The organism is Pseudomonas sp. DWRC2-2 (assembly GCF_049897885.1).
Lineage (GTDB): Bacteria > Pseudomonadota > Gammaproteobacteria > Pseudomonadales > Pseudomonadaceae > Aquipseudomonas > Aquipseudomonas azotoformans_A.
Genome location: NZ_JAFCXD010000002.1, coordinates 60,956 through 83,533, shown reverse-complemented (window position 1 = coordinate 83,533; position 22,578 = coordinate 60,956). Strand labels below are relative to the sequence as shown.

Annotated in this window: 27 protein-coding genes and 1 tRNA gene; 19 read left to right on the top strand and 9 right to left on the bottom strand. The window is 57.7% G+C overall.

The window, feature by feature from the left end; genetic code table 11:
- The first annotated feature begins 23 nt into the window (after positions 1-23).
- Positions 24-329, top strand: a complete 306-nt coding sequence (locus tag ACP7EW_RS08840) for a YkgJ family cysteine cluster protein (protein ID WP_016977069.1) — start codon at positions 24-26, stop codon at positions 327-329.
- 71 nt (positions 330-400) lie between these two features.
- Here ACP7EW_RS08840 and ACP7EW_RS08835 read toward each other — a convergent pair whose 3' ends face one another.
- The 6 genes from ACP7EW_RS08835 to hemA all read right to left on the bottom strand — a co-directional run bounded on the left by ACP7EW_RS08835 (position 401) and on the right by hemA (position 5,767).
- Positions 401-919, bottom strand: coding sequence for an acyloxyacyl hydrolase (locus ACP7EW_RS08835; protein WP_426216541.1), 519 nt, complete (start codon positions 917-919; stop codon positions 401-403).
- Positions 920-1,031: 112 nt separating this feature from the next.
- Positions 1,032-1,826 carry a glutamate racemase gene (murI, locus tag ACP7EW_RS08830; RefSeq protein WP_426216540.1) on the bottom strand — a complete coding sequence of 265 codons (795 nt, stop codon included), beginning with the start codon at positions 1,824-1,826 and terminating at the stop codon, positions 1,032-1,034.
- A complete protein-coding gene (locus ACP7EW_RS08825) occupies positions 1,819-2,574 on the bottom strand; it encodes a molybdopterin-synthase adenylyltransferase MoeB (protein ID WP_426216538.1) in 756 nt (251 codons plus the stop codon). The genes murI and ACP7EW_RS08825 overlap by 8 nt, the downstream gene beginning before the upstream one ends.
- A complete protein-coding gene (prmC, locus tag ACP7EW_RS08820) occupies positions 2,568-3,398 on the bottom strand; it encodes a peptide chain release factor N(5)-glutamine methyltransferase (protein ID WP_426216537.1) in 831 nt (276 codons plus the stop codon). The genes ACP7EW_RS08825 and prmC overlap by 7 nt, the downstream gene beginning before the upstream one ends.
- Positions 3,399-4,481, bottom strand: coding sequence for a peptide chain release factor 1 (gene prfA / locus ACP7EW_RS08815; protein WP_033896958.1), 1,083 nt, complete (start codon positions 4,479-4,481; stop codon positions 3,399-3,401).
- The gene (gene hemA, locus ACP7EW_RS08810; RefSeq protein ID WP_033896957.1) at positions 4,478-5,767 is read right to left on the bottom strand and encodes a glutamyl-tRNA reductase; all 1,290 of its coding nucleotides are present in this window, start codon (positions 5,765-5,767) and stop codon (positions 4,478-4,480) included. The genes prfA and hemA overlap by 4 nt, the downstream gene beginning before the upstream one ends.
- Positions 5,768-5,949: 182 nt before the next feature.
- On the opposite strand from hemA, the gene ACP7EW_RS08805 reads away from it, so the two are divergent.
- The 18 genes from ACP7EW_RS08805 (at position 5,950) to ACP7EW_RS08720 (ending at position 20,416) form a co-directional block, all read left to right on the top strand.
- Positions 5,950-7,674 carry a tetratricopeptide repeat protein gene (locus ACP7EW_RS08805; protein WP_426216534.1) on the top strand — a complete coding sequence of 575 codons (1,725 nt, stop codon included), beginning with the start codon at positions 5,950-5,952 and terminating at the stop codon, positions 7,672-7,674.
- A gap of 4 nt (positions 7,675-7,678) precedes the next feature.
- Complete coding sequence (gene lolB / locus ACP7EW_RS08800; RefSeq protein ID WP_426216532.1) at positions 7,679-8,296, top strand: lipoprotein insertase outer membrane protein LolB; 618 nt, start codon at positions 7,679-7,681, stop codon at positions 8,294-8,296.
- A 49-nt stretch (positions 8,297-8,345) separates the two neighbouring features.
- On the top strand, positions 8,346-9,149 hold the full coding sequence (gene ispE / locus ACP7EW_RS08795; RefSeq protein WP_426218034.1) for a 4-(cytidine 5'-diphospho)-2-C-methyl-D-erythritol kinase: 804 nt from the start codon (positions 8,346-8,348) through the stop codon (positions 9,147-9,149).
- Between the two features lie 36 nt (positions 9,150-9,185).
- A tRNA-Gln gene (locus ACP7EW_RS08790) sits at positions 9,186-9,260 on the top strand.
- A 45-nt stretch (positions 9,261-9,305) separates the two neighbouring features.
- Positions 9,306-10,247, top strand: coding sequence for a ribose-phosphate pyrophosphokinase (locus tag ACP7EW_RS08785; RefSeq protein WP_003171603.1), 942 nt, complete (start codon positions 9,306-9,308; stop codon positions 10,245-10,247).
- 137 nt (positions 10,248-10,384) lie between these two features.
- The gene (locus ACP7EW_RS08780; RefSeq protein ID WP_034102008.1) at positions 10,385-10,984 is read left to right on the top strand and encodes a 50S ribosomal protein L25/general stress protein Ctc; all 600 of its coding nucleotides are present in this window, start codon (positions 10,385-10,387) and stop codon (positions 10,982-10,984) included.
- A gap of 168 nt (positions 10,985-11,152) precedes the next feature.
- Positions 11,153-11,737 (top strand): aminoacyl-tRNA hydrolase, encoded by a 585-nt coding sequence (gene pth, locus ACP7EW_RS08775; RefSeq protein WP_010213318.1) that lies wholly within the window; start codon positions 11,153-11,155, stop codon positions 11,735-11,737.
- Positions 11,738-11,758: 21 nt separating this feature from the next.
- On the top strand, positions 11,759-12,859 hold the full coding sequence (gene ychF, locus ACP7EW_RS08770) for a redox-regulated ATPase YchF (RefSeq protein ID WP_426216530.1): 1,101 nt from the start codon (positions 11,759-11,761) through the stop codon (positions 12,857-12,859).
- Positions 12,860-13,160: 301 nt separating this feature from the next.
- Positions 13,161-14,081 (top strand): sigma 54-interacting transcriptional regulator, encoded by a 921-nt coding sequence (locus ACP7EW_RS08765; protein ID WP_426216528.1) that lies wholly within the window; start codon positions 13,161-13,163, stop codon positions 14,079-14,081.
- Positions 14,082-14,347: 266 nt separating this feature from the next.
- Positions 14,348-14,557 carry a hypothetical protein gene (locus tag ACP7EW_RS08760; RefSeq protein WP_426216526.1) on the top strand — a complete coding sequence of 70 codons (210 nt, stop codon included), beginning with the start codon at positions 14,348-14,350 and terminating at the stop codon, positions 14,555-14,557.
- Between the two features lie 490 nt (positions 14,558-15,047).
- Positions 15,048-15,848: a type III secretion system inner membrane ring lipoprotein SctJ gene (gene sctJ / locus ACP7EW_RS08755; protein WP_426216524.1), complete on the top strand. Its 801-nt coding sequence runs from the start codon at positions 15,048-15,050 to the stop codon at positions 15,846-15,848.
- Positions 15,849-15,861: 13 nt separating this feature from the next.
- Positions 15,862-16,410 (top strand): type III secretion protein, encoded by a 549-nt coding sequence (locus ACP7EW_RS08750; protein ID WP_426216522.1) that lies wholly within the window; start codon positions 15,862-15,864, stop codon positions 16,408-16,410.
- A 10-nt stretch (positions 16,411-16,420) separates the two neighbouring features.
- Positions 16,421-17,011 (top strand): type III secretion system stator protein SctL, encoded by a 591-nt coding sequence (sctL, locus tag ACP7EW_RS08745; protein WP_426216520.1) that lies wholly within the window; start codon positions 16,421-16,423, stop codon positions 17,009-17,011.
- 87 nt (positions 17,012-17,098) lie between these two features.
- Positions 17,099-17,317, top strand: a complete 219-nt coding sequence (locus tag ACP7EW_RS08740) for a hypothetical protein (protein ID WP_426216518.1) — start codon at positions 17,099-17,101, stop codon at positions 17,315-17,317.
- 1 nt (position 17,318) lies between these two features.
- Entirely contained in the window at positions 17,319-17,711 is a 393-nt protein-coding gene (locus ACP7EW_RS08735; protein WP_426216516.1) for a type III secretion protein, read from the top strand.
- Between the two features lie 13 nt (positions 17,712-17,724).
- The gene (gene sctC / locus ACP7EW_RS08730) at positions 17,725-19,866 is read left to right on the top strand and encodes a type III secretion system outer membrane ring subunit SctC (RefSeq protein ID WP_426216514.1); all 2,142 of its coding nucleotides are present in this window, start codon (positions 17,725-17,727) and stop codon (positions 19,864-19,866) included.
- Complete coding sequence (hrpT, locus tag ACP7EW_RS08725) at positions 19,863-20,066, top strand: HrpT family type III secretion system protein (protein WP_033896942.1); 204 nt, start codon at positions 19,863-19,865, stop codon at positions 20,064-20,066. Before sctC ends, hrpT begins: the two co-directional genes overlap by 4 nt.
- 11 nt (positions 20,067-20,077) lie before the next feature.
- The gene (locus ACP7EW_RS08720) at positions 20,078-20,416 is read left to right on the top strand and encodes a transcriptional regulator (protein ID WP_178952440.1); all 339 of its coding nucleotides are present in this window, start codon (positions 20,078-20,080) and stop codon (positions 20,414-20,416) included.
- On the opposite strand, the gene sctU is transcribed toward ACP7EW_RS08720, so the two are convergent.
- From sctU to sctS, 3 genes are read right to left on the bottom strand one after another with little or no spacing between them, the layout of a single operon-like run.
- A complete protein-coding gene (gene sctU / locus ACP7EW_RS08715; protein ID WP_426216512.1) occupies positions 20,417-21,514 on the bottom strand; it encodes a type III secretion system export apparatus subunit SctU in 1,098 nt (365 codons plus the stop codon).
- Entirely contained in the window at positions 21,511-22,299 is a 789-nt protein-coding gene (sctT, locus tag ACP7EW_RS08710; RefSeq protein ID WP_426216510.1) for a type III secretion system export apparatus subunit SctT, read from the bottom strand. The genes sctU and sctT overlap by 4 nt, the downstream gene beginning before the upstream one ends.
- Before the next feature lie 10 nt (positions 22,300-22,309).
- Complete coding sequence (gene sctS / locus ACP7EW_RS08705; protein WP_033896937.1) at positions 22,310-22,573, bottom strand: type III secretion system export apparatus subunit SctS; 264 nt, start codon at positions 22,571-22,573, stop codon at positions 22,310-22,312.
- Positions 22,574-22,578 lie beyond the last annotated feature (5 nt).

Below are 22,578 nucleotides of genomic sequence, written 5' to 3'. Positions count from 1 at the left end.
CGCTTGCCTTACACTGCGCGCCTATGACCAACATCCCCCACACCCAAATCACCGAACCCGCCGTCACCTGCTCGACATGCGCGGCCTGCTGCTGCCAGCTGGAAGTCATGCTGATCACCGACACCGGTGTACCGGAACGCTATATCGATACCGATGACTGGGGCGGAGAAGTGATGCTGCGCCTGGACGACGGCTGGTGCGCGGCGCTGGATCGGGACACGATGATGTGCACGATCTACGAGCGACGGCCGCTGATCTGCCGGGAGTTCGAGATGGGGGCGCCGGAGTGCCTGACCGAGCGCGAAGGGATCGCAACGGCCTACCGCTGATCCCTTGGCTTTTGTAGTGAGCGGGCTTGCCCCGCGCGAGGCAAGCTCGCTCACCACAGTTCTTTGTGGGGTTACAGCGGTAGGGTGTAGTGCACCGAGTAACTTTCTACCCCATCGTTGTTGCTGCTGATGCCCGCGTTGGAATAATGCGTGGCACGAATGCCCACTTCATGTCCGCCCGCAAAGCGCAGGCCGAAGCCCAAGCGGTCTTCGAACTGGAAAGCCTGGCCGATGTTGTTGTCTTCCACTTTGGTGCGCGAGAACAACGCCACGCCAATCCCCGCTTCGATGTACGGTTTGACCCTCTCCCCGGCAAACTCATACACAAACACCGGCGAGAACGACAGGCTGCTGACGCTGGCGCGCTTGTCACCGTCCCAATAGGTGTAGGCGCCGCTCCAGTAGCCGGTCAGTCGACCGGTATCGCTCTGCCACCAGCTTTTGTCCCAGTCCGATGTCAGCCCCAGCCGATAGGTCATGGTCGAATCGCTGGTGCTCCCCACACCGAACTCCAGGCCAGCGGCCTGCGCCGAAACAGAGTGCCCCACTACAGCGGCCGCAATCGCAGCCAAACAGAACAAGCGCTTCATAAGAAACATCCTTTCCAAACGAAGTTATAGGGTTTTGTACAGGCTAACTCGCTATAGAAGCTGGCGAATAGACGGAAGTTCCGGCTAATAACGTCGGCATTTCACGAATTTTTCACGAAGCGAAGCTTCGCACATCGCCCGGATATTTCCATAGTGTCGGTAGGATATTTCTTAGGTGATACACATCGCCGCTGGTCCAGAACTGCGCGGGTTCAGGATTGCCGTCGGCCAGCAGGTCGCGCTCGCCCAGCAGACGCTTGAGCTGGCGGGCCACGGCGGCGCCGGTGTCGATGAGGATGATGCTGGGAGGCAGCATCTGCGCCAGGAGTGGCTTGAGGAAGGGATAGTGGGTGCAACCAAGAATGATAGTGTCGCAGCCGGCGCTGAGCAGCGGTTCGATGTAACCCTGCAACATCTGGCGCAGGGCTGGGCTGTTCAGGTCACCGCTTTCAATCAGCTCGACCAGGCCCGGGCACGGCTGGGTCACGACCTTCACATCGGTGGCGAAGCGGTCGAGCAAGGCGGCGAACTTGGCGCTTTGCAGCGTGCCGGTGGTGGCAAGCACGCCGACGACGCCACTGCGGGTAGCGGCAGCTGCGGGCTTGACGGCGGGCTCCATGCCGACCAACGGCCAATCGGGAAAATCCAGACGCAAGTCGGCAACGGCGGCGACCGTGGCGGTATTACAGGCAATCACGAACGCCTTGGCGCCCTGCTCCCGGAAAAACGCCGCCACCCGCCGCGAACGCTCAAGGATAAATGCCGGGCTTTTCTCACCGTAGGGGATGTGCCCACAATCGGCCACATACAGCAGTGATTCGTGGGGCAGCAGTTGCTGGATTTCGTCCAGCACGGTCAACCCGCCGATACCGGAATCGAACACACCGATTGGCGCGCCCTTAACCATGTTGCTTCCCGCACACGCTGCAACCGGGGTCACGCTTGACGCGCAACTCGCGAAAACGCGTGGTCAGGGCATCGATCAGCAACAAACGGCCCACCAGGGGCTCACCGAAACCGGCCAGCAGTTTCAAGGCTTCCAACGCTTGCAGGCTACCGACCAGCCCCACCAGCGGGCCGACCACGCCGGCTTCGCTGCAGGTGAGTTCGGTATCGCTACCGTGCCCATATAAACAGTGGTAGCACGGGCTCTCGGCGCGGCGCGGATCGAACACCGACAGTTGCCCTTCAAGGCGAATGGCGGCACCGCTGATCAAAGGTTTGCCGGCCGCGACGCAAGCCGCGTTGACCGCTTCGCGGGTGGAGAAGTTGTCACTGCAATCAAGCACCACGTCCACCGCTTCGACCGCTGCTGCCAGTGAATCGGCATCCAGCGCGGCGCGGTGGGCAATCAACGTGATTTCGGGGTTGATGGCCGTCAGGCGGCGCAGGGCCGAATCGACTTTGGTCTGCCCGACGCTGTCGGTGTCATGGATGATCTGGCGTTGCAGGTTGGTCAGGTCGACGGTGTCGAAGTCCGCCAGATGCAATTCGCCCACGCCCGCCGCCGCCAGGTACAGCGCAACGGGCGCGCCCAGGCCACCGAGGCCGACGATCAAGGCTCGGCCATTTTTCAGGCGTATTTGGCCGTCGATGTCGACATGCTGCAACAGAATCTGTCGGCTATAGCGCAACAGCTCCTGATCGGTCAGCACGGCCGGCGTCCCAGGGTGATGCGCTCGTGGCCGCCGAGGTCGATGCGGCTGTGCACGTCTTCGAAACCTTCACTCAACAGCAGGTCGCGCACAGCCGGGGCCTGATCGTAACCATGCTCCAACAGTAGGCGGCCGCCCGCATTCAGATGAGCGGGGGCCTGTTTGATGATCAGGCGCAGGTCGTCCAAGCCATCATGGCCAGCCACCAATGCACTGGCCGGCTCAAAGCGCACATCGCCCGCCACCAGGTGCGGATCGTTGGCCGCGATGTACGGCGGGTTGCTGATGATCAGGTCATAGGCCTGACCTTGCAGCGCACTGAACCAATGGCTGTTCAACACAGTGGCGTTATTGAGGTGCAACCGCTGACGGTTGCGCTCGGCCAGGGCCACGGCTTCCAGCACACGGTCGACGGCGGTGACTTGCCAGGCCGGGCGTTCGCTGGCCAAGGCCAAGGCGATGGCGCCACTGCCAGTGCCCAGGTCAAGGACCTTGGCGGGCGTGGCCGGTAACAATTCCAGGGCGGCTTCCACCAGCAATTCAGTGTCCGGGCGCGGGATCAGCGTGTGGGGCGCGACCTCCAGGTCCAGCTTCCAGAAACCTTGCTGGCCGAGGATATACGCCACTGGCTCGCCGCCGCGACGGCGTTGCAGGTAGCCGGCAAACGCCAGCGCGTGTTCGCTGCTGACGATTTTCTCGGGCCAGGTGTGCAGGTAGCTGCGGGACTTACCCAGGGCCGCCGCCAGCAACAACTCGGCATCCAGACGCGCAGTGGGCGAATCCGGCAGATCAGCGGCGCGCAGCAGGCTGGCGATGATGGTCATTTATTCACCTATCGCCGCTAATTGGTCGGCCTGGTATTCGGCAAGCAACGGCTCGATCACGGCGTCCACGCCACCGGCGAGAATCTCGTCCAGGGAGTACAGCGTGAGGTTGACCCGGTGGTCGGTGACCCGGCCCTGGGCAAAGTTGTAGGTACGGATGCGCTCGGAGCGGTCGCCCGAGCCCACCAACAGCTTGCGTTCGCTGGCAATCGCGTTGGCGGCGGCGCTGGTCTGCTGGTCGTTGAGCTTGGCCGACAGCCAGGACATGGCCCGTGCACGGTTCTTGTGCTGGGAGCGTTCTTCCTGGCATTCCACCACGATGCCCGACGGCAAGTGAGTGATGCGGATGGCGGAGTCGGTCTTGTTGACGTGCTGACCGCCAGCGCCCGACGAGCGGTAGGTGTCGACGCGCAAGTCGGCCGGGTTGATCTCGATGGCTTCCTGCTCATCCGGCTCGGGCAGCACGGCTACGGTGCACGCCGAAGTGTGGATACGGCCCTGGGACTCGGTCGCCGGAACGCGCTGTACGCGGTGCGCACCCGACTCGAACTTGAGCTTGCCGTAGACGTTGTCGCCTTCAACCCGCGCGATGACTTCTTTATAGCCGCCGTGCTCGCCTTCGTTCTCGGAGAGGATTTCTACCCGCCAACCGCGACGCTCGGCATACCGCGAATACATGCGGAACAGGTCGCCGGAGAAAATCGCCGCCTCGTCACCGCCGGTGCCGGCACGGATTTCAAGGAATACGTTGCGCCCGTCATTCGGGTCTTTGGGCAACAGCATGCGTTGCAGGTCGCCCTCCAACGCGATCAGCTTGTCCTTGGCTTCGCGGACTTCTTCCACGGCCATTTCGCGCATGTCCGGGTCGCTATCCTTGAGCAGCGCCTGGGCGCCTTCGAGGTCGGCCTGAGTTTTAAGCCACTGCCCATAGGTGGTCACAATTGGCTCAACTTCCGCGTACTCCTTGGAATACGTACGGAATTTGGCCTGATCAGAGATGACTTCGCCATCACCAAGCAAGGCGGTCAGTTCTTCGAAACGGTCCTGGAGCACGTCCAGTTTATTGAGCAGTGACGCTTTCATTGCGGTTTTTTATCCGAAGAGCTATCTGACGCGCCCTCACCGAGGGCAAAGAGTTCCTGGGCCATGGCCAGCGCATCGAGGCGGCCTTCGGCGGTAAGCTTTTTTAATTGTACGCTGGGCGCGTGGAGCAATTTGTTGGTGAGCCCGCGCGCCAGTTGCATCAGCACTTCTTCGGCGCTGCTGCCGTTGGCCAGCAAACGCTGGGCCTTGATCAGCTCCTCGTCGCGCAGGCGTTCGCCCTGCTGACGATACGCCTTGAGCACATCCACCGCCGCCAATTCGCGCAGCCGCACCATGAAGTCTTCGGCGCCAGTGCTGACCATCTCTTCGGCCGCCTGGGCAGCGCCCTGGCGGCTCTTGAGGTTTTCGGCGACCACTTCGTGCAGATCGTCGACGCTATAGAGGTAAACGTCGTCCAACTCGCCGACTTCGGGTTCGATATCCCGCGGAACAGCAATATCCACCATGAAGATGGGCTTGTGCTTGCGCAGCTTCAAGGCGCTCTCGACCGCGCCCTTGCCCAGGATCGGCAACTGGCTGGCGGTGGAGCTGATGACGATATCGCTGCGCACCAGCTCGGCCGGGATATCCGCCAGCAACACGGCATGCGCACCGAACTGCTCGGCGAGGATGCTCGCCCGTTCCAGGGTACGGTTGGCGACCACAATGCGCTTCACGCCCAGGTCATGCAGGTGGCGGGCGACCAGGGTGATGGTCTCGCCGGCGCCGATCAGCAGGGCCTGGCTGCGCTGCAAGTCACTGAAAATCTGTTTGGCCAGGCTGACGGCAGCAAACGCCACCGATACAGGGTTTTCACCGATGGCGGTGTCGGTGCGTACCTGCTTGGCGGAATTGAAGGTGGCCTGGAACAAACGGCCCAATAACGGGCCAACAGTGCCGGCCTCGCGCGCCACGGCATAGGCGGACTTCATCTGGCCAAGAATCTGCGGTTCGCCCAACACCAGCGAATCGAGACCGGACGCCACACGCATCATGTGACGAACTGCCGCATCCTCTTCGTGCACGTAAGCGCTCGCGCGCAGGTCGTCGAGGTCCAAATGGTGGTAATCGGCGAGCCAGCGCAGTACGACATCCGCTGAAAGATGTTCCTGCTCTATATAAAGCTCGCTGCGATTGCAGGTCGAAAGGATCGCAGCTTCGCGACTGTCGGTGAGCCGGCAGAGCTGCTGCAGGGCCTCAACCAACTGCTCTGGCGTAAACGCCACGCGCTCGCGCACGTCTACAGAGGCAGTCTTGTGGTTAATACCGAGTGCGAGGAAGGCCATTCAATATCGCTGATGATGTCGGGAAGCCGACAATTGTCCTACTTCGAAAGATTCAGAACAACCACCGTAAGCTATTGTCCTAATGCCTTGTGTCTATAAAGGCACCCATTGAGACTCGGTTATGTTTGGCCGAAGGCTTGTGTCATGATGATCCGACCGCAGGTTAGTCGTCCTTTTCCTATATGAATAGATCTTCCGCGTTGCTCCTTGCTTTTGTCTTCCTCAGCGGCTGCCAGGCCATGGCACCCGTGTCGCCGGACGGTACGCCGCCGGTGGAAGACAGCACCCCCGCCCCTGAAAAGCCCAAGGTTTATTCCTCGTTCACTGAAGAAACGGTGTTCAGCCTGCTGAGCGCGGAACTCGCCGGCCAGCGCAATCGTTTCGATATTGCGCTGGATAACTACGTGACCCAGGCCATCAACACCCAGGATCCGGGAATTTCCGAGCGCGCGTTCCGCATCGCCGAGTACCTGGGCGCCGACCAGGCTGCGCTGGACACGTCGCTGATCTGGGCCCAAAACGCACCGGACGACCTGGAAGCCCAACGCGCGGCGGCCGTTCAACTGGCACGCGCCGGGCGCTATGACGACTCCATGGTCTATATGGAGAAGGTCCTGCAGGGCAAGGGCGACACCCATTTCGACTTTCTCGCGCTGTCGGCGGCCGACACGGACCAGGACACGCGCAACGGTTTGATGAAGAGCTTCGACCGCCTGCTGCAAAAACACCCGAAGAACAGCCAACTGATTTTCGGCAAGGCCTTGCTGCTGCAACAGGATGACGAAGCCGACGCGGCACTGAAGTTGCTGGAGCAGAATCCGCCGGAAGAAGGCGAAATCGCCCCGATCCTGTTGCGTGCGCGCCTGCTGCAGAACCTCAATCGTGGCAAGGAAGCGATTCCGCTGCTGGAAAAAAGCATCAAGAAGTATCCGGAAGACAAGCGCCTGCGCCTGACCTACGCGCGCATGCTGGTGGAGCAGGACCGCATGGAGGACGCCAAAGTGCAGTTCGCCAGCTTGGTCCAGCAATACCCGGACGATGACGAATTGCGCTATTCCCTGGCACTGGTGTGCCTGGAAGCCAAGGCCTGGGACGAGGCCAAGGGTTACCTGGAAGAGCTGATCCAGCGCGAAAGCCATGTGGACTCGGCGCACTTGAACCTTGGCCGTATCGCGGAAGAGCGCAACGATCCACAGGCCGCCCTGCTCGAATACGCCCAAGTCGGCCCCGGCAATGATTACCTGCCTGCCCAATTACGCCAGGCTGATATCCTGATGAGCAACGGCCGCACCGACGAGGCGGAAAAACGCCTGGCTGCGGCCCGCGATGCCGAGCCGGACTATGCGATCCAGCTGTACCTGATCCAGGCCGAGACCTTGTCGGCCAACAATCAGGGCGAGCGTGCCTGGAAACTGCTGCAACAAGCCTTGTTGCAATTCCCCGACGATTTGAACCTGCTGTATACCCGCGCCATGCAGGCGGAAAAACGCAATGACCTGGCCCAGATGGAAAAAGACCTGCGCCTGATCATCAAGCGCGACCCGGACAACGCCATGGCCCTCAACGCCTTGGGTTACACGCTGTCCGACCGCACCACGCGTTACGCCGAAGCCAAGGTGTTGATCGAACAAGCCCACAAGCTCAACCCGGAAGACCCGGCCGTACTCGACAGCCTGGGCTGGGTGAATTACCGCCTGGGCAACCTCGACGAAGCCGAACGCTTGCTGCGCCAGGCGCTGGAGCGCTTCCCCGACCAGGAAGTCGCCGCCCACCTGGGCGAAGTGCTGTGGGCCAATGGCAAACAGCGCGAAGCACGCCAGATCTGGGAAAAATTCCTCAAGGAACAACCCGAAAGCCCCATCCTGCGCGGCACCATCAAGCGCCTGACCGGATCCGAGACCCTTTAAGCTTATGTTCTTGCGCCACATTGTCGTTTTCAGCTTCATCGCCCTGCTCGCCGGTTGCGCGGGTTTCGGCGCCCGTGAATCCGTTGAAGGCCAGGGCAACCCGGCGCAATGGAAGCAGCATAAAGATCAGCTCAGCAGCATCGACGGCTGGCAGATCGAAGGCAAAGTCGGGGTTCGCGCGCCGAAAGATTCCGGCAGCGGCACCTTGTTCTGGCTGCAACGCCAGGATTACTACGATATTCGCCTGTCCGGCCCCCTGGGGCGTGGCGCAGCGCGCCTGACCGGTCGACCGGGGCAAGTCAGCCTCGAAGTGGCCAATCAGGGGCGCTATGAAGCGACTTCGCCGGAAACGCTGCTGGAAGAACAGATTGGCTGGAAGTTGCCCGTATCTCACCTGGTCTGGTGGGTACGCGGCCTGCCCGCGCCTGACAGCAAGAGCCGCCTGAGCCTCAATGGTGACAGCCGCCTGGCCACGCTGGAGCAGGATGGCTGGCAGGTAGAGTATTTGAGCTACGTAGAGCAAAGCGGTTATTGGCTGCCCGAGCGCATCAAACTGCATGGCCCCGACCTTGACGTCACGCTGGTGATCAAGGACTGGCAACCGCGCAAGCTGGGGCAATAACGTGACTGTACAAACCTTGACCCTGCCCTCCCCGGCAAAACTCAATCTGATGCTGCACATCCTCGGTCGCCGTGAAGACGGTTACCACGAACTGCAGACGCTGTTTCAATTCCTCGACTACGGCGATGAGCTGACCTTCGCCGTGCGCGACGACGGCATGATCAAGCTGCATACCGAATTCGAAGGCGTGCCTCACGACAGCAACCTGATCGTGAAGGCGGCGAAAAAACTTCAGGAGCAATCCGGTTGCCAGCTCGGCATCGATATCTGGATCGATAAAATTTTGCCCATGGGTGGCGGAATCGGCGGCGGCAGCTCGAATGCCGCAACCACATTGCTGGGCCTGAATCACTTGTGGCAACTGGGTTGGGACGATGATCGCCTGGCCGCGCTGGGCCTGACACTGGGCGCCGACGTCCCGGTTTTCGTGCGTGGGCACGCGGCTTTCGCCGAGGGCGTGGGGGAGAAACTCACCCCGGAATACCCCGAAGAGCCATGGTATGTCGTGCTTGTGCCGCAAGTATCTGTAAGTACAGCAGAAATTTTTTCAGATCCGTTGTTGACACGTAACTCTTCTCCCATTAAAGTGCGCCCCGTTCCCAAGGGAAACAGTCGAAATGACTGCTTACCGGTTGTAGCAAGGCGTTATCCAGAGGTACGTAACGCTTTGAATTTGTTAGGTAAATTTACCGAAGCAAAATTAACCGGAACTGGAAGTTGTGTGTTTGGGGGCTTCCCAAGCAAAGCTGAAGCTGATAAAGTCTCGGCCCTTCTTACAGAGACCCTTACAGGGTTTGTAGCAAAGGGAAGCAACGTTTCGATGTTGCATCGCAAGCTGCAAAGTCTGCTCTAAAGGAACCGAGTGTTAGGCACTCGTTGCAACAGATACAGGGGCGTCGCCAAGCGGTAAGGCAGCAGGTTTTGATCCTGCCATGCGTTGGTTCGAATCCAGCCGCCCCTGCCATTTTCTATACTCATCCAGGTTACCCTCAGCCTCTAGGTACTGCGCGTGTCCAAGATGATGGTCTTTACGGGGAATGCTAACCCCGATCTGGCTCGGCGTGTCGTACGTCAGCTGCATATCCCTCTCGGTGACATCTCTGTCGGTAAGTTTTCCGACGGTGAAATTACAGCCGAGATCAATGAAAACGTCCGCGGTAAAGACGTCTTCATTATTCAGCCGACTTGCGCTCCGACCAACGATAACCTGATGGAACTCGTCGTGATGGCTGATGCCTTCCGCCGCTCCTCAGCGACTCGAATCACAGCTGTAATCCCTTACTTTGGTTATGCCCGTCAGGATCGCCGTCCGCGTTCCGCACGTGTGGCTATCAGCGCGAAAGTCGTCGCTGACATGCTGACCGTGGTAGGTATCGACCGTGTTCTCACGGTTGACCTGCACGCTGACCAAATCCAGGGGTTCTTCGATATTCCGGTAGATAACATCTACGGCTCCCCCGTATTGGTGGATGACATCGAAGACCAGCGCTTTGAAAACCTGATGATCGTGTCCCCGGACATTGGTGGCGTCGTGCGTGCACGGGCTGTTGCCAAATCCCTGGGCGTGGACCTCGGGATCATCGACAAACGCCGTGAGAAAGCCAATCACTCTGAAGTGATGCATATCATCGGTGATGTCGAAGGGCGTACCTGTATTCTGGTTGATGACATGGTCGACACCGCCGGCACCCTGTGCCACGCGGCGAAAGCCTTGAAAGAGCACGGTGCGGCTAAAGTCTTCGCCTACTGCACACACCCTGTGCTGTCGGGCCGAGCGATCGAGAACATCGAGAATTCCGTGTTGGACGAACTGGTGGTGACTAACACCATCCCGTTGTCCGCCGCTGCTCAAGCCTGTGCGCGTATCCGTCAACTGGATATCGCACCGGTCGTTGCCGAGGCGGTCCGCCGCATCAGCAATGAAGAATCGATCAGCGCGATGTTCCGCTAAGGGTCAAACCTTCGGCACATCCCACTGACGAAAAGCGCCCCGCCCCGACATTCTGTTGGGGCGGGGCTTTTTTGCCCATGTCGAGTACGGCGCTGGTCGCAAACGCCGCTCGATGATGGCTATTTTGGAGATACAACATGAACGACTTTACTCTGAACGCTCAAGCGCGTACTGACCTGGGGAAAGGTGCGAGCCGCCGCCTGCGTCACGCCGCCAACATCCCAGCCGTTGTATACGGTGGTAACAAGCCTGCTGAATCCGTGACCATCCTGGCCAAGGAAATCGCCAAGCTGTTCGAAAACGAAGCTGCCTACAGCCACGTTATCGAGCTGAACGTCGACGGTGCCAAGCAGAACGTCATCGTTAAAGCGATGCAGCGTCACCCGTCCAAGCAGTTCATCATGCACGCTGACTTCGTTCGCGTTGTAGCTGGCCAGAAACTGACCGCCATCGTGCCTGTGCACTTTGTTGGTGAAGAAGCTCCGGTCAAGAAAGGCGGCGAGATCTCGCACGTCCTGAACGAAATCGAAGTGACCTGCTTGCCGAAAGACCTGCCTGAGTTCATCGAAGTCGACCTGTCGGCTCTGGAAATCGGCGCTATCGTTCACCTGTCCGACCTCAAAGCCCCTAAAGGCGTTGAGTTTGTTGCACTGGCTCACGGTGATGACAAAGCTGTTGCCAACGTTCACGCTCCACGCGTTGCTCCAGAAGCTGAAGAAGAAGGCGCTGCAGAGTAATTCACTCTGTATTGCCGGAGCTTGAGGAAACATCGCGGACCGGAACGTAGCGAGAAAGCGGGCGATAACGCGGCGTTTACTCTTGAGTAAATAGCTTCTGTCGTCCACTTTCGCCGCACACTTGGTTGCGGTGATGTTATCCACAACTCCAAAGGAAGGGCCCCTGTCGTGACTGCCATTAAACTGATCGTTGGCCTGGGAAATCCAGGCGCCGAATACGAACAGACCCGGCATAACGCGGGGGCCCTTTTTGTTGAGCGTATCGCCCACGCGCAAGGTGTGAACCTGGTGGCCGATCGCAAATATTTTGGCCTGACCGGGCGCTTCTCGCATCAGGGTCAGGATGTTCGTCTGCTGATTCCCACCACCTACATGAACCGCAGCGGCCAGGCTGTCGCGGCGCTTGCGGGTTTCTTCCGGATCAAACCCGAGGAAATCCTGGTGGCCCATGACGAACTGGACCTGCCACCCGGTGTTGCCAAGCTCAAGCTGGGCGGCGGGCATGGCGGGCACAATGGCCTGCGCGACATCATCGCGCAGCTGGGTAATCAGAATAATTTCTACCGTCTGCGGCTCGGCATTGGCCACCCAGGCGTTGCCAGTATGGTTTCAAATTTCGTCCTGGGTCGTGCGCCACGCGCCGAACAGGAAAAACTCGATGCCAGCATCGACTTTGCCCTCGGCGTGCTGCCGGATATCTTCGCCGGTGAATGGAACCGCGCGATGAAAAACCTGCACAGCCAGAAGGCCTGACTCTTACCGAGGGGAAACACCATGGGATTCAATTGCGGCATCGTCGGCCTGCCCAACGTCGGCAAATCCACCCTGTTCAACGCTCTGACCAAGTCCGGTATTGCAGCGGAGAACTTCCCCTTCTGCACCATCGAGCCCAACAGCGGTATCGTGCCGATGCCGGATCCACGCCTGGACGCCCTGGCGGCCATCGTCAATCCAAAACGCATCTTGCCGACCACCATGGAATTCGTCGACATTGCGGGCCTGGTGGCTGGCGCGTCGAAAGGTGAAGGCCTGGGCAACAAGTTTCTGGCCAACATCCGCGAAACCGATGCCATCGCCCACGTGGTCCGCTGCTTTGAAGATGAGAACGTAATTCACGTCTCCAACAGCGTCGACCCCAAGCGCGACATTGAGATCATCGACCTGGAACTGATCTTCGCCGACCTCGACAGCTGCGAGAAGCAACTGCAGAAAGTCGCGCGCAACGCCAAGGGTGGCGACAAGGATGCCGTTGTCCAGAAAGGCCTGCTGGAGCAGTTGATCGCTCACTTCACCGAAGGCAAGCCTGCGCGCAGCTTGATGAAGAACATGAGCACCGACGAAAAAGCGGTGATCAAGGGCTTCCACCTGCTCACTACCAAGCCTGTCATGTACATCGCCAACGTTGCCGAAGACGGGTTCGAAAACAACCCGCTGCTCGACGTGGTCAAGGCCATCGCCGACGAAGAAGGCGCGATCGTGGTGCCCGTGTGCAACAAGATCGAAGCAGAAATTGCCGAGCTGGATGACGGCGAAGAAAAAGACATGTTCCTCGAGGCCCTGGGCCTGGAAGAGCCTGGCCTGAACCGCGTGATCCGCGCGGGCTACGAAATGCTCAACCTGCAGACCTACTTCACCGCTGGTGTCGAAGAAGTCCGCGCCTGGACCGTCAAGGTCGGTGCTACCGCACCACAGGCCGCTGGCGTGATCCACACCGACTTCGAAAAAGGCTTTATCCGCGCCGAAGTGATCGCCTACAACGACTTCATCCAATTCAAGGGTGAAGCCGGTGCCAAGGAAGCGGGTAAGTGGCGCTTGGAAGGTAAGGAATACATTGTTAAAGATGGCGATGTGATGCACTTCCGTTTTAACGTGTAAGCGTTACCTGCGGTTTATACCGCGAATAAAAAGCCGATGCATTGCATCGGCTTTTTTGTGGGCGTTGTTTATCGGGGCTCAATAATACGCACACCAAACATCGAACAACTTCAGACTTCTCCTACTTACACCGACGCGCCTCATTACAAAAACATAAATCCCAGTCAAAACCAAACTTATCCTACACAATGTTGGCAATTCGCAGGTTCAACAACAAGTGACAACACTTATAAAATTCTATCTACTGAATCGAGTCTACATATCAATAGTGAAGCAATAACGATTATGGAGTAATCATTCAATGTCGGCCTCTGACACTATGGACAATGAAGCGGATGATTCACTGCTTGAAGGTCCCGATATTGAAGAAATACTGAGCAGCACTGCCCCGCTCAATATTGATATTTTGCTGCTGGGAGAAACGGGAACCGGCAAGGACACCTTAGCGCAGCGAATCCATCGATTATCCGGGCGACGGGGGAGCTTCATCGCGGTGAATTGCGCAGCGATTCCGGAAAGCCTCGCGGAAAGCCAGCTGTTCGGCGTCAACAGCGGCGCCTTCACGGGAGCCATGCAATCACGGGCGGGATTCGTCGAGGCGGCTCATTTAGGCACGTTGTACTTGGATGAAGTCGACAGCATGCCATTGAACCTGCAGGCGAAGCTCCTACGTGTGCTGGAGTCGCGTGGTGTTGAGCGCCTGGGCTCGACTCGCTTCATCGCGGTAGACATGCGCGTCATCGCGTCGGCACAGCACTCGTTGCACCTGATGGTCGAGAACGGCACCTTCAGGCGCGATCTTTACTTTCGCCTGAGTGTCGTGAACATCCAACTTCCGGCACTCCGAAACCGGCGTGAACATATCATTCCCCTGTTCCTGAAAATGATTCGCGAGGAGGCCGATCAGTTCAAATGTAGTGCTCCGCCCCCGCCTGGCGAACTGTTGCAACAACTGCTGTGCCACGCGTGGCTGGGCAATGTACGCGAGTTGCGCTCCACCGCCAAACGGTTCGTATTGGGGTTGCCACCGCTTTTGATCCCCATGATTGACCAGGCTGATACACAGACGAACCTGAAAACACGCCTGCAGCAAATTGAAAAAACATTGATTGAAGAGTCACTACGCCGACATCGGCACTGTGTAGATGATGTGGCTATGGAATTAGGGGTTCCCAAGCGCACGTTGTATTACAGAATGAAACAACTTGAGATTTTGCTTTAATCAAGAAACTTGCATCCCCCCGCAATAGACTTACGACGCTCGCACACTATGTACCTCTACGCCTTAATGGCTTTCAGCAATCAAACCTAAAACCTTCCACCGTAAAAATCTTGAAACATTTAATTAACGACATCATGGAACCGCTCCCCTTTGTGTACCACACATCTGATGCGGAGATTAGTTTGTAAGAAAACCTGATAGGGTCATTGCATTTTAATCAACGCCTAATGCATCACTTTTTGAAAATCACTTTTGGAGTACTCCCTATGTCCAGCATCAACGGATATCCATCGCCAAACCAGTTTGGTAGCCCATACGCCGCTTCTGCGTATAACCAAGCCGCAACCGGTACTGGCGCAGGCACTGCAGAGGACAACTTCGAGCAAGGAGAGAAAATCAACGACTATACGACTAAAAAGCAGCTTGAAGCGAAATTGATCTCTGGTATCAACCAGGCTGCCAAAGGTTTCCAATAAAAGCTATTTACCTCTCAGGCTCATCAGCCCGAGAGGTAACCACTCAACTCACGCGGATACACGTACGCATCTGCCTCATCAAAACCATCTGCAGACGTCCATTCAATAGGCACTCTATGCGAATTCAAGAATATTCTTCTTCCGACAGAAATGCAGATCTTCGCTCCGACGGCCTGGAAGGAGATCAATCGGACTGCAGTAAAGATTCCTGTTTTTTTGCATCTTTGCTTGAACGCTCGCCCGAGGTGGGTGGATCCCGTAACGCATCGTATATACCCGGGGCACTCACAGACGCTATTGCACCTTTAACCACCTCAAAGACCAGCATGGCAAAATTGCTAAAGTCGACACGTAAAGAAATTGATATAGATCAGTTCAGGAAGTTTCCAAGCCTACTTTCCAATATCCAACTCATGTCTCAGCTTTCAGTAAAGTGTCTTGCCAAGACAACTCAAGGCCTTGACAAAATATGCAACCTGCAATAGTAATCATGACTAAATACCTGTCAATTACTTTACTTTTGTCTGCCACGCTACTATTGACTGCTTGCAGTGACCGAGTTGAACTTCACCGCCAACTTTCTGAGCAAGAGGCTAACGAAGTCATCGCAGAGCTGGCAGATAAACATATTCGTGCGCAAAAAATCCCTGCCAAAGATGGTGTTGTCGTGGCGGTCAACGCAAATGACATCGGACGCGCTGTACGAACGTTGGAAGCCGCTGGCCTACCCCGCGTGGCGAGAACCACGCTGGGCGACACATTCCGCAAGGAAGGCGTTATCTCTACGCCATTGGAAGAGCGTGCACGCTATATCTATGCGTTGTCCCAAGAGCTTGAGTCCACGCTATCTAATATTGATGGCGTTATCGTGGCCCGAGTTCACGTGGTACTACCCGAACGCATTGCACCCGGTGAGCCGGTTCAACCCGCGTCCGCCTCAGTGTTCATAAAACATGACCCTCGAGTGGATCCCGATAATATCCGCTCGCGCGTGCGCAGGCTGGTGGCAAGTAGTATCCCAGGCATGGCCACGGCAGTGGATAACCCGCAAAAACTCAGTGTGATATTCGTGCCTGCAATCACTTATCGCGAACAGCAACGCCTAGTGTATTTCGGCCCTTTCCTGATACCTGATGAAGACCTCGTTTTTTGGCGGAGCAGCGTATTTATCTCTCTGCTTTCTCTAGTGACCGCTGTACTCACCACGTTGTTTCTGCACCGCAGACGCCAGCGACTCATGCAAGCTGCTTCTACCATCAACGAATCTATCAGTCCTGAACATGATGCCTGACGCCGAGTACTCATTGAGTGAAAAGCTGGCCTGGGCGCAATGGTGGGCTTGCGCCTGGAAAAGTGCGCATGAAGACTGGAAGGGTGACCAACCTGCAAGTATTGACGCGCTTTATCAGAACAGAGGGTCGTTACCTGACGGATTCATGGGTGTGGACGACTGCTTACCTCCCGTCCCCCATCCCACCGTGCTGCGCCTGGCCCTCGCCTCAAGTGAGCAACTTGAGCTCGCGCTGAAACTGGTTAACGACACCTTGAGTCCTCAGGCTGCCGCCGGACTGGATGACAGTCACCACCAGTGGTGCATCCGCCTGTCCAAGGCGTTGCCCCCTACGGTGCTGGCTTCCTATACCGATCCGTTGCAACTGCTGCACAGCTGGCTCGAGCCAAATGCATGGCAGCGACTTAGATTGCGTTTTCCCAGAGAGCGGGCGTGCAGGATTGAGCAGATACCTGCGTGCCTTGAGCGCGCAAGTAGTCGATTGAACACTCTATGGCAGGCGGTGGTCTGGCGGGTCACGTCCCAGACAGAAGACTCCATAACCCCTGAATCGCACGTGTAGGGGATCAGCGATGTTATGCAGATATGCCATTGATTTGCTCAAGGACAAACCTGGATTGCCCCGCAGTTTGATCCCACGGGAGGAACTTGCCAATTGGAAGCAGGCAGAACAGCTGTTGTCGCATGCCCACGACCAAGCGAATGAGCTCCTGAGGTTGACGGAAAAAAAATGTGAAGCGTTGCAGGAAAAGGCGTCATTGGAACTCTGGCGACGCGCAGACGCCCACCTCAAACGCTGGGAGCATGACCGTCAAGTCATGTGCGACAAGCTCGAACACTATGCGACTTCAATCACACATGAGGCGATTCGTTGCCTCTTGGATGAAACGATAGCTCCCACCAGGCTGGCGGCGCTTATCAAGCACTTGTTGCGCAATCAGGTCCACGAGATCAGCGCGACTCTGCTTTGTCACCCGCACGATGTCGACGAGATTAAACGAGGCCTTCTTCATGAAAGTACTGTTTGGAAACTTCAAGCCGATGAGGCAATTGCGCCTCAAACTTTGGTATTGAAAACAGATGAAGGTGACTTTCGTATCAGTTGGAGTGCCATGCTCGCCAGTTTTTTCAAACACGACAACGCGTACAGGATCGACATCTAATTCGGCAACCTGCGTGCAGCAGGCCCAGAACGCCGCGAACTTGATTCCTCTATAGAAACACCAAAAACAACATTCAAAGGAAAGACCATGAACACGCCTAAGACGCTCTCGCTCCAGGCATTAAAATTGGCTGAGGCTGCCTATAAAAAATATGACTCATTCCCGCTGGGGGAAATGAATGACGAGCAGGACGCTGAATTTTTCTTTAACTTAACCAAGAAAATGACTGTTTCCAACGCACTCTTTACCGACAACCTTCGGATTGAGCATCAGTCGCTGAAAACAACCATTGAAAGCTTCCAATAATATGAACGCTCTCATCCGTAGTTGGTTAAACAGTCACGAGGAACAACTCACCTTATTTGAAGATAATGACGTGGTGTCTTTGAAACGTCAGGAAACCTTCATTCTGTTTGGGGCTCAGCTCACCTCGACGGCCTCCGATACTACAACGTTGCAGCGCTGGCTGCGTCTAGGCGCGGCCAGCCTGAACTTCTTCCAGGGCACTCTGGTTCGAAACACCGAGAGTGGCGAGCTTTGGCTGATGCAAACCTTGCGCGACCGTCCGAGCGAGGCAGAGGTAGTCGCCTGCCTTGAAACCCTCCTCAACCAACGCGACACCTGGCGCGCCACGTTCACTCGCCTTGCTCGCACACCCCAGCACCTCAAGCCCACCTCACTACGTTCACTGTCGTACTAACCAGAGAACTTCTATGAAAAATAAGACCCACAAGCGGCGCAGTTTGCGCCCCACTTCGCCTGATGCTTCGTCCCGACGAACACTTGGGTACAGTATCGCCCTGCTTTCCTGGCTGCTGGTCCCAATGGAACATACAGTGGCGGCCATCCCCAGCGAGTGGAAAAACACCGCCTACGCCTACGAGGCCGACCATAAACCGCTACGGGACGTACTCGACGACTTCGCCCAGACCTTTGGCACGCAACTGCAAATCGAAGGCCTGCTGGAGGGGGACGTCAACGGCAAGATCCGCGCGAATACCCCACAGTCCATGCTGGATAGACTCGGCGTTGAGCACCGTTTTCAATGGTATCTCTACAACAACACCCTGTTCATCAGCACGTTGGACCAGCAGGAATCCGCGCGCCTGGAAGTCTCCTCGGAAACTATTTCCGACCTCAAGCAAGCGCTGACTGATATCGGCCTGCTTGATAGCCGTTTCGGCTGGGGCGAATTGCCTGAAGACGGTGTCGTACTGGTCTCCGGCCCCAAAACCTACATCGAACAGATCAAGCAGTTCAGCAGCAAACGCCGCTCGGCGGACGAAAAGCAGAGCGTGCTCAGCTTCCCGCTGAAATTTGCCAACGCGGCAGACCGCACCGTGGATTACCGAGGTGTAAAACTCGTCGTTCCCGGCGTCGCGAGCATTTTGCGGGGACTCTTGGAACCCCGTTCGGCCTCAACGCTTTCGGGGATGAGCCAACCCGCCTCATCCCAGCCATCCCCTCTAACACCCAACGTGCCTCGGCTGGGCAACCCGTTGCTGGGCCAAATGCTCGGTGCAAATGGCAACGCGGGGCAGTTGGACGCCGGCCCCACCATGACCACGCGGGCACCGACATCCAACAGCCGCATCCGCGTCGAAGCCGATGTGCGCAATAACACCGTGCTGATCTATGACCTGCCGGAGCGCCAGGCCATGTACCGCGAGTTGATCACCCAACTTGACGTCGCCCGCAAGTTGATCGAAATCGATGCGATCATTCTCGATATCGAACGCACGCAATTACGTGAATTCGGCGTGAACTGGGGTTTCCAGAACAGTCGCTTCCGCGGCGGCGTCAACATGGCGCCTGGCACCTCGTCGCAGGTGTCGATTGAAAACCGCGATCGTTTCTACGCCGATATCCGCGCGCTGGAGGCCAAGGGGCTGGCAACCATGGTCTCCAACCCTTCGGTGCTCACTCTGGAGAACCAACCCGCGGTGATCGACTTCAACCGCACCCAATACATCTCCCCCGGTAGAGATTACGCCACCATTTTGCCCGTCACGGTGGGCACCAGCCTCCAAGTGGTTCCCCGGGTAACGACAGGGCGCGGCGTTCATCAGATCCATCTGGCCATCGATATCGAAGACGGTAATTTCGACGAAACCAACCCCGAGCGAGACCCCAATCACCCCGATGTTCGCCGGGGCAAGGTCAGTACGCAGGCCGTGATGCAGGAGAAGCGTTCTCTGGTAGTGGGTGGCTTCCATGTCACCGACAGTTCCGACCAGCAAAAGAAGATCCCGTTGCTGGGGGATATTCCGTTGCTGGGCAAGGCGCTGTTTTCCTCGACGGAACGCCACAACAATCGTCGTGAACGCTTGTTTATCCTGACACCCCGCGTCATCGGGGACCAGGACGACCCTTCGCGCTACTTGCCACAGGACGACCAGGCCGAGTTGCAAGCGGCCCTCACACCGCTGGCCAGGCGCTACTCACCGCATCAGCCGGTGATCAAACGCAGTGACATCATCACCACGCTGGCACGTTTGGTCAGTGAAGAAGTCCCTAAGGCTTTCAGCGCGGCACCGATGCCTTTGTCGCTGAATACGTTGTGCAGCACCCGTGATTTGTTGGCGCTGAATTCCGAACGCAGCCAGTGGTACGCCGGCCCGGAATACAACGTGGCGGTCGTGGTGTTGCGCAACCAGTTCAAACGTAATGTGCGTATCGATGAAAAGGAATGCAGCAACTCGCAGACCCTGGCGGTCACTGTCTGGCCGCGCGCCTGGCTCAAGCCGGGTGAAGAAGCCGAGGTATTTATCGCCATGCGCCCGGTGGTGAAGGATGAACACCTCAGCGTGCCCCGCCCCTCCTTGATCACTCCAGCTCAGAAGGCCACACCATGATGAACCGATTGTTGTGCGTCACCTTGATCGGCGCCGCGATGCTCTTCACCGGCTGTACGCCGACGTGCAAAGGTGATTCATGCTCACGTCCGCAATCGAGCCAAGACAAAATGGTGATCTGGTGGCCGCCGCAGATGCGCGTCGAGCCCGCCCCCTCCGGTGAGCGGGCAGATTACCAAACGGTATCACTGGAACGATGAGGCACCCGGATATGCCCGACGACCCAAGGCAGGCATTTTTCGACAACCTGGTGAGTGGCGCACCCGCTCACCTGCCCCTGGCGCCCGGCATCAAGGTCTGCGCACAACGAGCAGGCCAGCGACCAGGGTTGGCCTTGTGCATCGCGCGCGAGGCTTTGCAGGCCGGGCAATTGCAACGGGTGCTAGAGCGACGCTTTGAGCAGGCAGTCGCGTTCGATGGCTGCTTTATCTACCTCGACCCTCAGCATGCCCTGGTGATCTGGCATGCACTGCCGGCAAGCACCAGCACGCTCGACAGGATCCTCAGCCGGATGCTGTCGCTGGCCACCCTGCAAGCCTTGGACACGTGATCAGCGTCGCTCAAGCTCGGGAAGTTCCAGGGTTTCGCGCTTGGCCTCATCATCGAGCTCACGCAGGGTTCGGTAAATCAGCGCCACGGCCTGCAAGGTTTCGCGTGGGATACCAGCGCCCAGTTTTTTCGTGTAGAGCGTGCGCGCCAGCCAGACACACTGGATCACCGGCACGTCGGCCGCCTTGGCGCGGCGGATCAATGTGCGGGCTTCATCATCCGTACCTTTGCTCACCAACATCGGCAGTGGTGTCTTACCCGGACGGTAATACAGCGCGACGGCATAGTGCGTCGGGTTGACCACCAGCATGTCGGACTCCTCCAGCTTGGGCAGCTTGACCTTTGGTTCTTCCTGAGCCAACTGGTACGCCAACGAACGGCGTTGCCCTTTCACATGGGGGTCGCCCTCCATGTCCTTGTACTCTTTGACGACTTCCACTTGGGTCATGCGCATGCGCTTGGCAAAAAAGTGCTTGGACAGGATCATATCGACAAGCGCCAGCACCAGCAGCATGCCCAGGCACACGTGCAGCAGATGACGGAACAGCGCGATCAACGCCACGATGTAGCTTTGCAGGTCACTGGTGGCCAGGTTGATCAGCGTGCCCACTGCGGGCCAGATCACCACATACAGAATCAAACTGATAAGGAAGGCTTTTGCCACGCTCATCAGCAGGTTCATCAACTGCTGGGCAGAGAACATCTGTTTGACCTGGCTGACGGGGTTGAGGCGATTGAAATCCATCTTCAGGGCCTCCGGCGCAAACAGCAGCCCGAACTGCATCCAACTGCTGATCAGCTTGGTGGTAATCGCGACCCCGGCCATCAACAGGGCAAATGAAAAGAACACCCCCAGCCCATCGAACAGCACCTCTTCCAGCGCACGCGCGAAGGGCTGGTTCAGCCGTGACATCGGCAACAGCATCAATTGCTGGAAGCGTTGCAGGCTGGTCTCGGCGGTGGCCAAGGCAATTTCACTGATCGCTGTCAGCGCCAGCAGCTTTGCGACATCCTGGCTCTGGGCGACCTGGCCTTTCTTGCGTTGGTCACGCAGTTTCTTGGCGGACGCCGGGTGCTTTTTTTCGCCTGAGTCACTCATGGCACTGCGACCTTGAGCAAAACGGCCAATGAGTGTTTAAGGTCGCCCAGCAGGCTTATACGCCCGACGATCAGATCCTGCAGCAGCGCAAAGTACAACAACAGGATGCCAATGCCCGCCAGGCTCTTGACCGGTGGCGCCAGGGTACTCACCTGTAACTGCTGGCTGTAGACCCCCAACAGTGCGATGCCGAACTCCAGCAACAGCAACACCGCAATAAAGGGGGCGGCATAGAGCATCATGTGGGTGAACGTATCCCCCAGCAGGCCGATAAACACAGCAAAGCCATTCACCGCAGGCAGCGGAAACCACAGGGTGGGCGGCCAGATCAGGTAACTGTCCCAGATCACCTGGGTCAGCGTGCCCAAGCCGAGACTGGTCATCAGCAGGAAAATCGCCAGTTGCTTGAACATATGCCCGATCGGCGTTGCATCAGGACCCAGCGAAGGGTTGAGTTGCCCACCCGCCAAGGCACCCCGCTGGTTGTCCAGCAGCGCCCCCACTGACTCGAACATCCAGAACGGCATCGCCAGAAGCACCCCCAGTAAAATCCCCAGGGCCACCTCCTTGAGTACCAGCGCAGCCAGCATGATTGCGGAGTAATCCTGGCCGGCCAATGCAGCATGAATACCCGGTGCGGGCATCAACGCCATGACCATCACCAGGGTGTGCCGCGGCATGCCTCGGATGTGTTGAAAACAGAACGCCGCCACCAGGATGCCGCACGGGTAGATACGCGCCATGCCGATCACCAGACTGGGCAGGTATTCGAGATAGAGCAGCATGGGCGATGCCTCAGTTCAGGGCCGAACGGCCGATCATTTCGAACGTCAGATTGATCAACTGGATCAACTCCACGCCAATCCAGCGGCCAGTCATGATCAGCGTGATACCCACGGCCACCAACTTGATACCGAAGGGCAATGTCTGGTCCTGTACCTGCATCAATGCCTGCACGAGAGACGTCAACACCCCCACCACCACCGCCACGATCAACGGCGGCGCCGACAGCACCACCACCAGCAACATGCCCTGCTTGAACAGCACGATAGGTTCCATAGGGC

What these genes read in the sequence shown, in the direction of transcription:
- sctC (WP_426216514.1), top strand. Translation starts at nt 17,725, where the DNA reads ATGAAAAATAAGACCCACAAGCGGCGCAGTTTGCGCCCCACTTCGCCT.
- ACP7EW_RS08780 (WP_034102008.1), top strand. Translation starts at nt 10,385, where the DNA reads ATGAACGACTTTACTCTGAACGCTCAAGCGCGTACTGACCTGGGGAAA.
- prfA (WP_033896958.1), bottom strand. Translation starts at nt 4,481, where the DNA reads ATGAAAGCGTCACTGCTCAATAAACTGGACGTGCTCCAGGACCGTTTC.
- prmC (WP_426216537.1), bottom strand. Translation starts at nt 3,398, where the DNA reads ATGACCATCATCGCCAGCCTGCTGCGCGCCGCTGATCTGCCGGATTCG.
- ACP7EW_RS08805 (WP_426216534.1), top strand. Translation starts at nt 5,950, where the DNA reads ATGAATAGATCTTCCGCGTTGCTCCTTGCTTTTGTCTTCCTCAGCGGC.
- hrpT (WP_033896942.1), top strand. Translation starts at nt 19,863, where the DNA reads ATGATGAACCGATTGTTGTGCGTCACCTTGATCGGCGCCGCGATGCTC.
- ychF (WP_426216530.1), top strand. Translation starts at nt 11,759, where the DNA reads ATGGGATTCAATTGCGGCATCGTCGGCCTGCCCAACGTCGGCAAATCC.
- murI (WP_426216540.1), bottom strand. Translation starts at nt 1,826, where the DNA reads ATGGTTAAGGGCGCGCCAATCGGTGTGTTCGATTCCGGTATCGGCGGG.
- ispE (WP_426218034.1), top strand. Translation starts at nt 8,346, where the DNA reads ATGCTGCACATCCTCGGTCGCCGTGAAGACGGTTACCACGAACTGCAG.
- ACP7EW_RS08835 (WP_426216541.1), bottom strand. Translation starts at nt 919, where the DNA reads ATGAAGCGCTTGTTCTGTTTGGCTGCGATTGCGGCCGCTGTAGTGGGG.
- lolB (WP_426216532.1), top strand. Translation starts at nt 7,679, where the DNA reads ATGTTCTTGCGCCACATTGTCGTTTTCAGCTTCATCGCCCTGCTCGCC.
- sctT (WP_426216510.1), bottom strand. Translation starts at nt 22,299, where the DNA reads ATGCTGCTCTATCTCGAATACCTGCCCAGTCTGGTGATCGGCATGGCG.
- ACP7EW_RS08740 (WP_426216518.1), top strand. Translation starts at nt 17,099, where the DNA reads ATGAACACGCCTAAGACGCTCTCGCTCCAGGCATTAAAATTGGCTGAG.
- sctS (WP_033896937.1), bottom strand. Translation starts at nt 22,573, where the DNA reads ATGGAACCTATCGTGCTGTTCAAGCAGGGCATGTTGCTGGTGGTGGTG.
- ACP7EW_RS08720 (WP_178952440.1), top strand. Translation starts at nt 20,078, where the DNA reads ATGCCCGACGACCCAAGGCAGGCATTTTTCGACAACCTGGTGAGTGGC.
- ACP7EW_RS08840 (WP_016977069.1), top strand. Translation starts at nt 24, where the DNA reads ATGACCAACATCCCCCACACCCAAATCACCGAACCCGCCGTCACCTGC.
- ACP7EW_RS08765 (WP_426216528.1), top strand. Translation starts at nt 13,161, where the DNA reads ATGTCGGCCTCTGACACTATGGACAATGAAGCGGATGATTCACTGCTT.
- ACP7EW_RS08760 (WP_426216526.1), top strand. Translation starts at nt 14,348, where the DNA reads ATGTCCAGCATCAACGGATATCCATCGCCAAACCAGTTTGGTAGCCCA.
- sctU (WP_426216512.1), bottom strand. Translation starts at nt 21,514, where the DNA reads ATGAGTGACTCAGGCGAAAAAAAGCACCCGGCGTCCGCCAAGAAACTG.
- ACP7EW_RS08735 (WP_426216516.1), top strand. Translation starts at nt 17,319, where the DNA reads ATGAACGCTCTCATCCGTAGTTGGTTAAACAGTCACGAGGAACAACTC.
- hemA (WP_033896957.1), bottom strand. Translation starts at nt 5,767, where the DNA reads ATGGCCTTCCTCGCACTCGGTATTAACCACAAGACTGCCTCTGTAGAC.
- sctJ (WP_426216524.1), top strand. Translation starts at nt 15,048, where the DNA reads ATGACTAAATACCTGTCAATTACTTTACTTTTGTCTGCCACGCTACTA.
- sctL (WP_426216520.1), top strand. Translation starts at nt 16,421, where the DNA reads ATGTTATGCAGATATGCCATTGATTTGCTCAAGGACAAACCTGGATTG.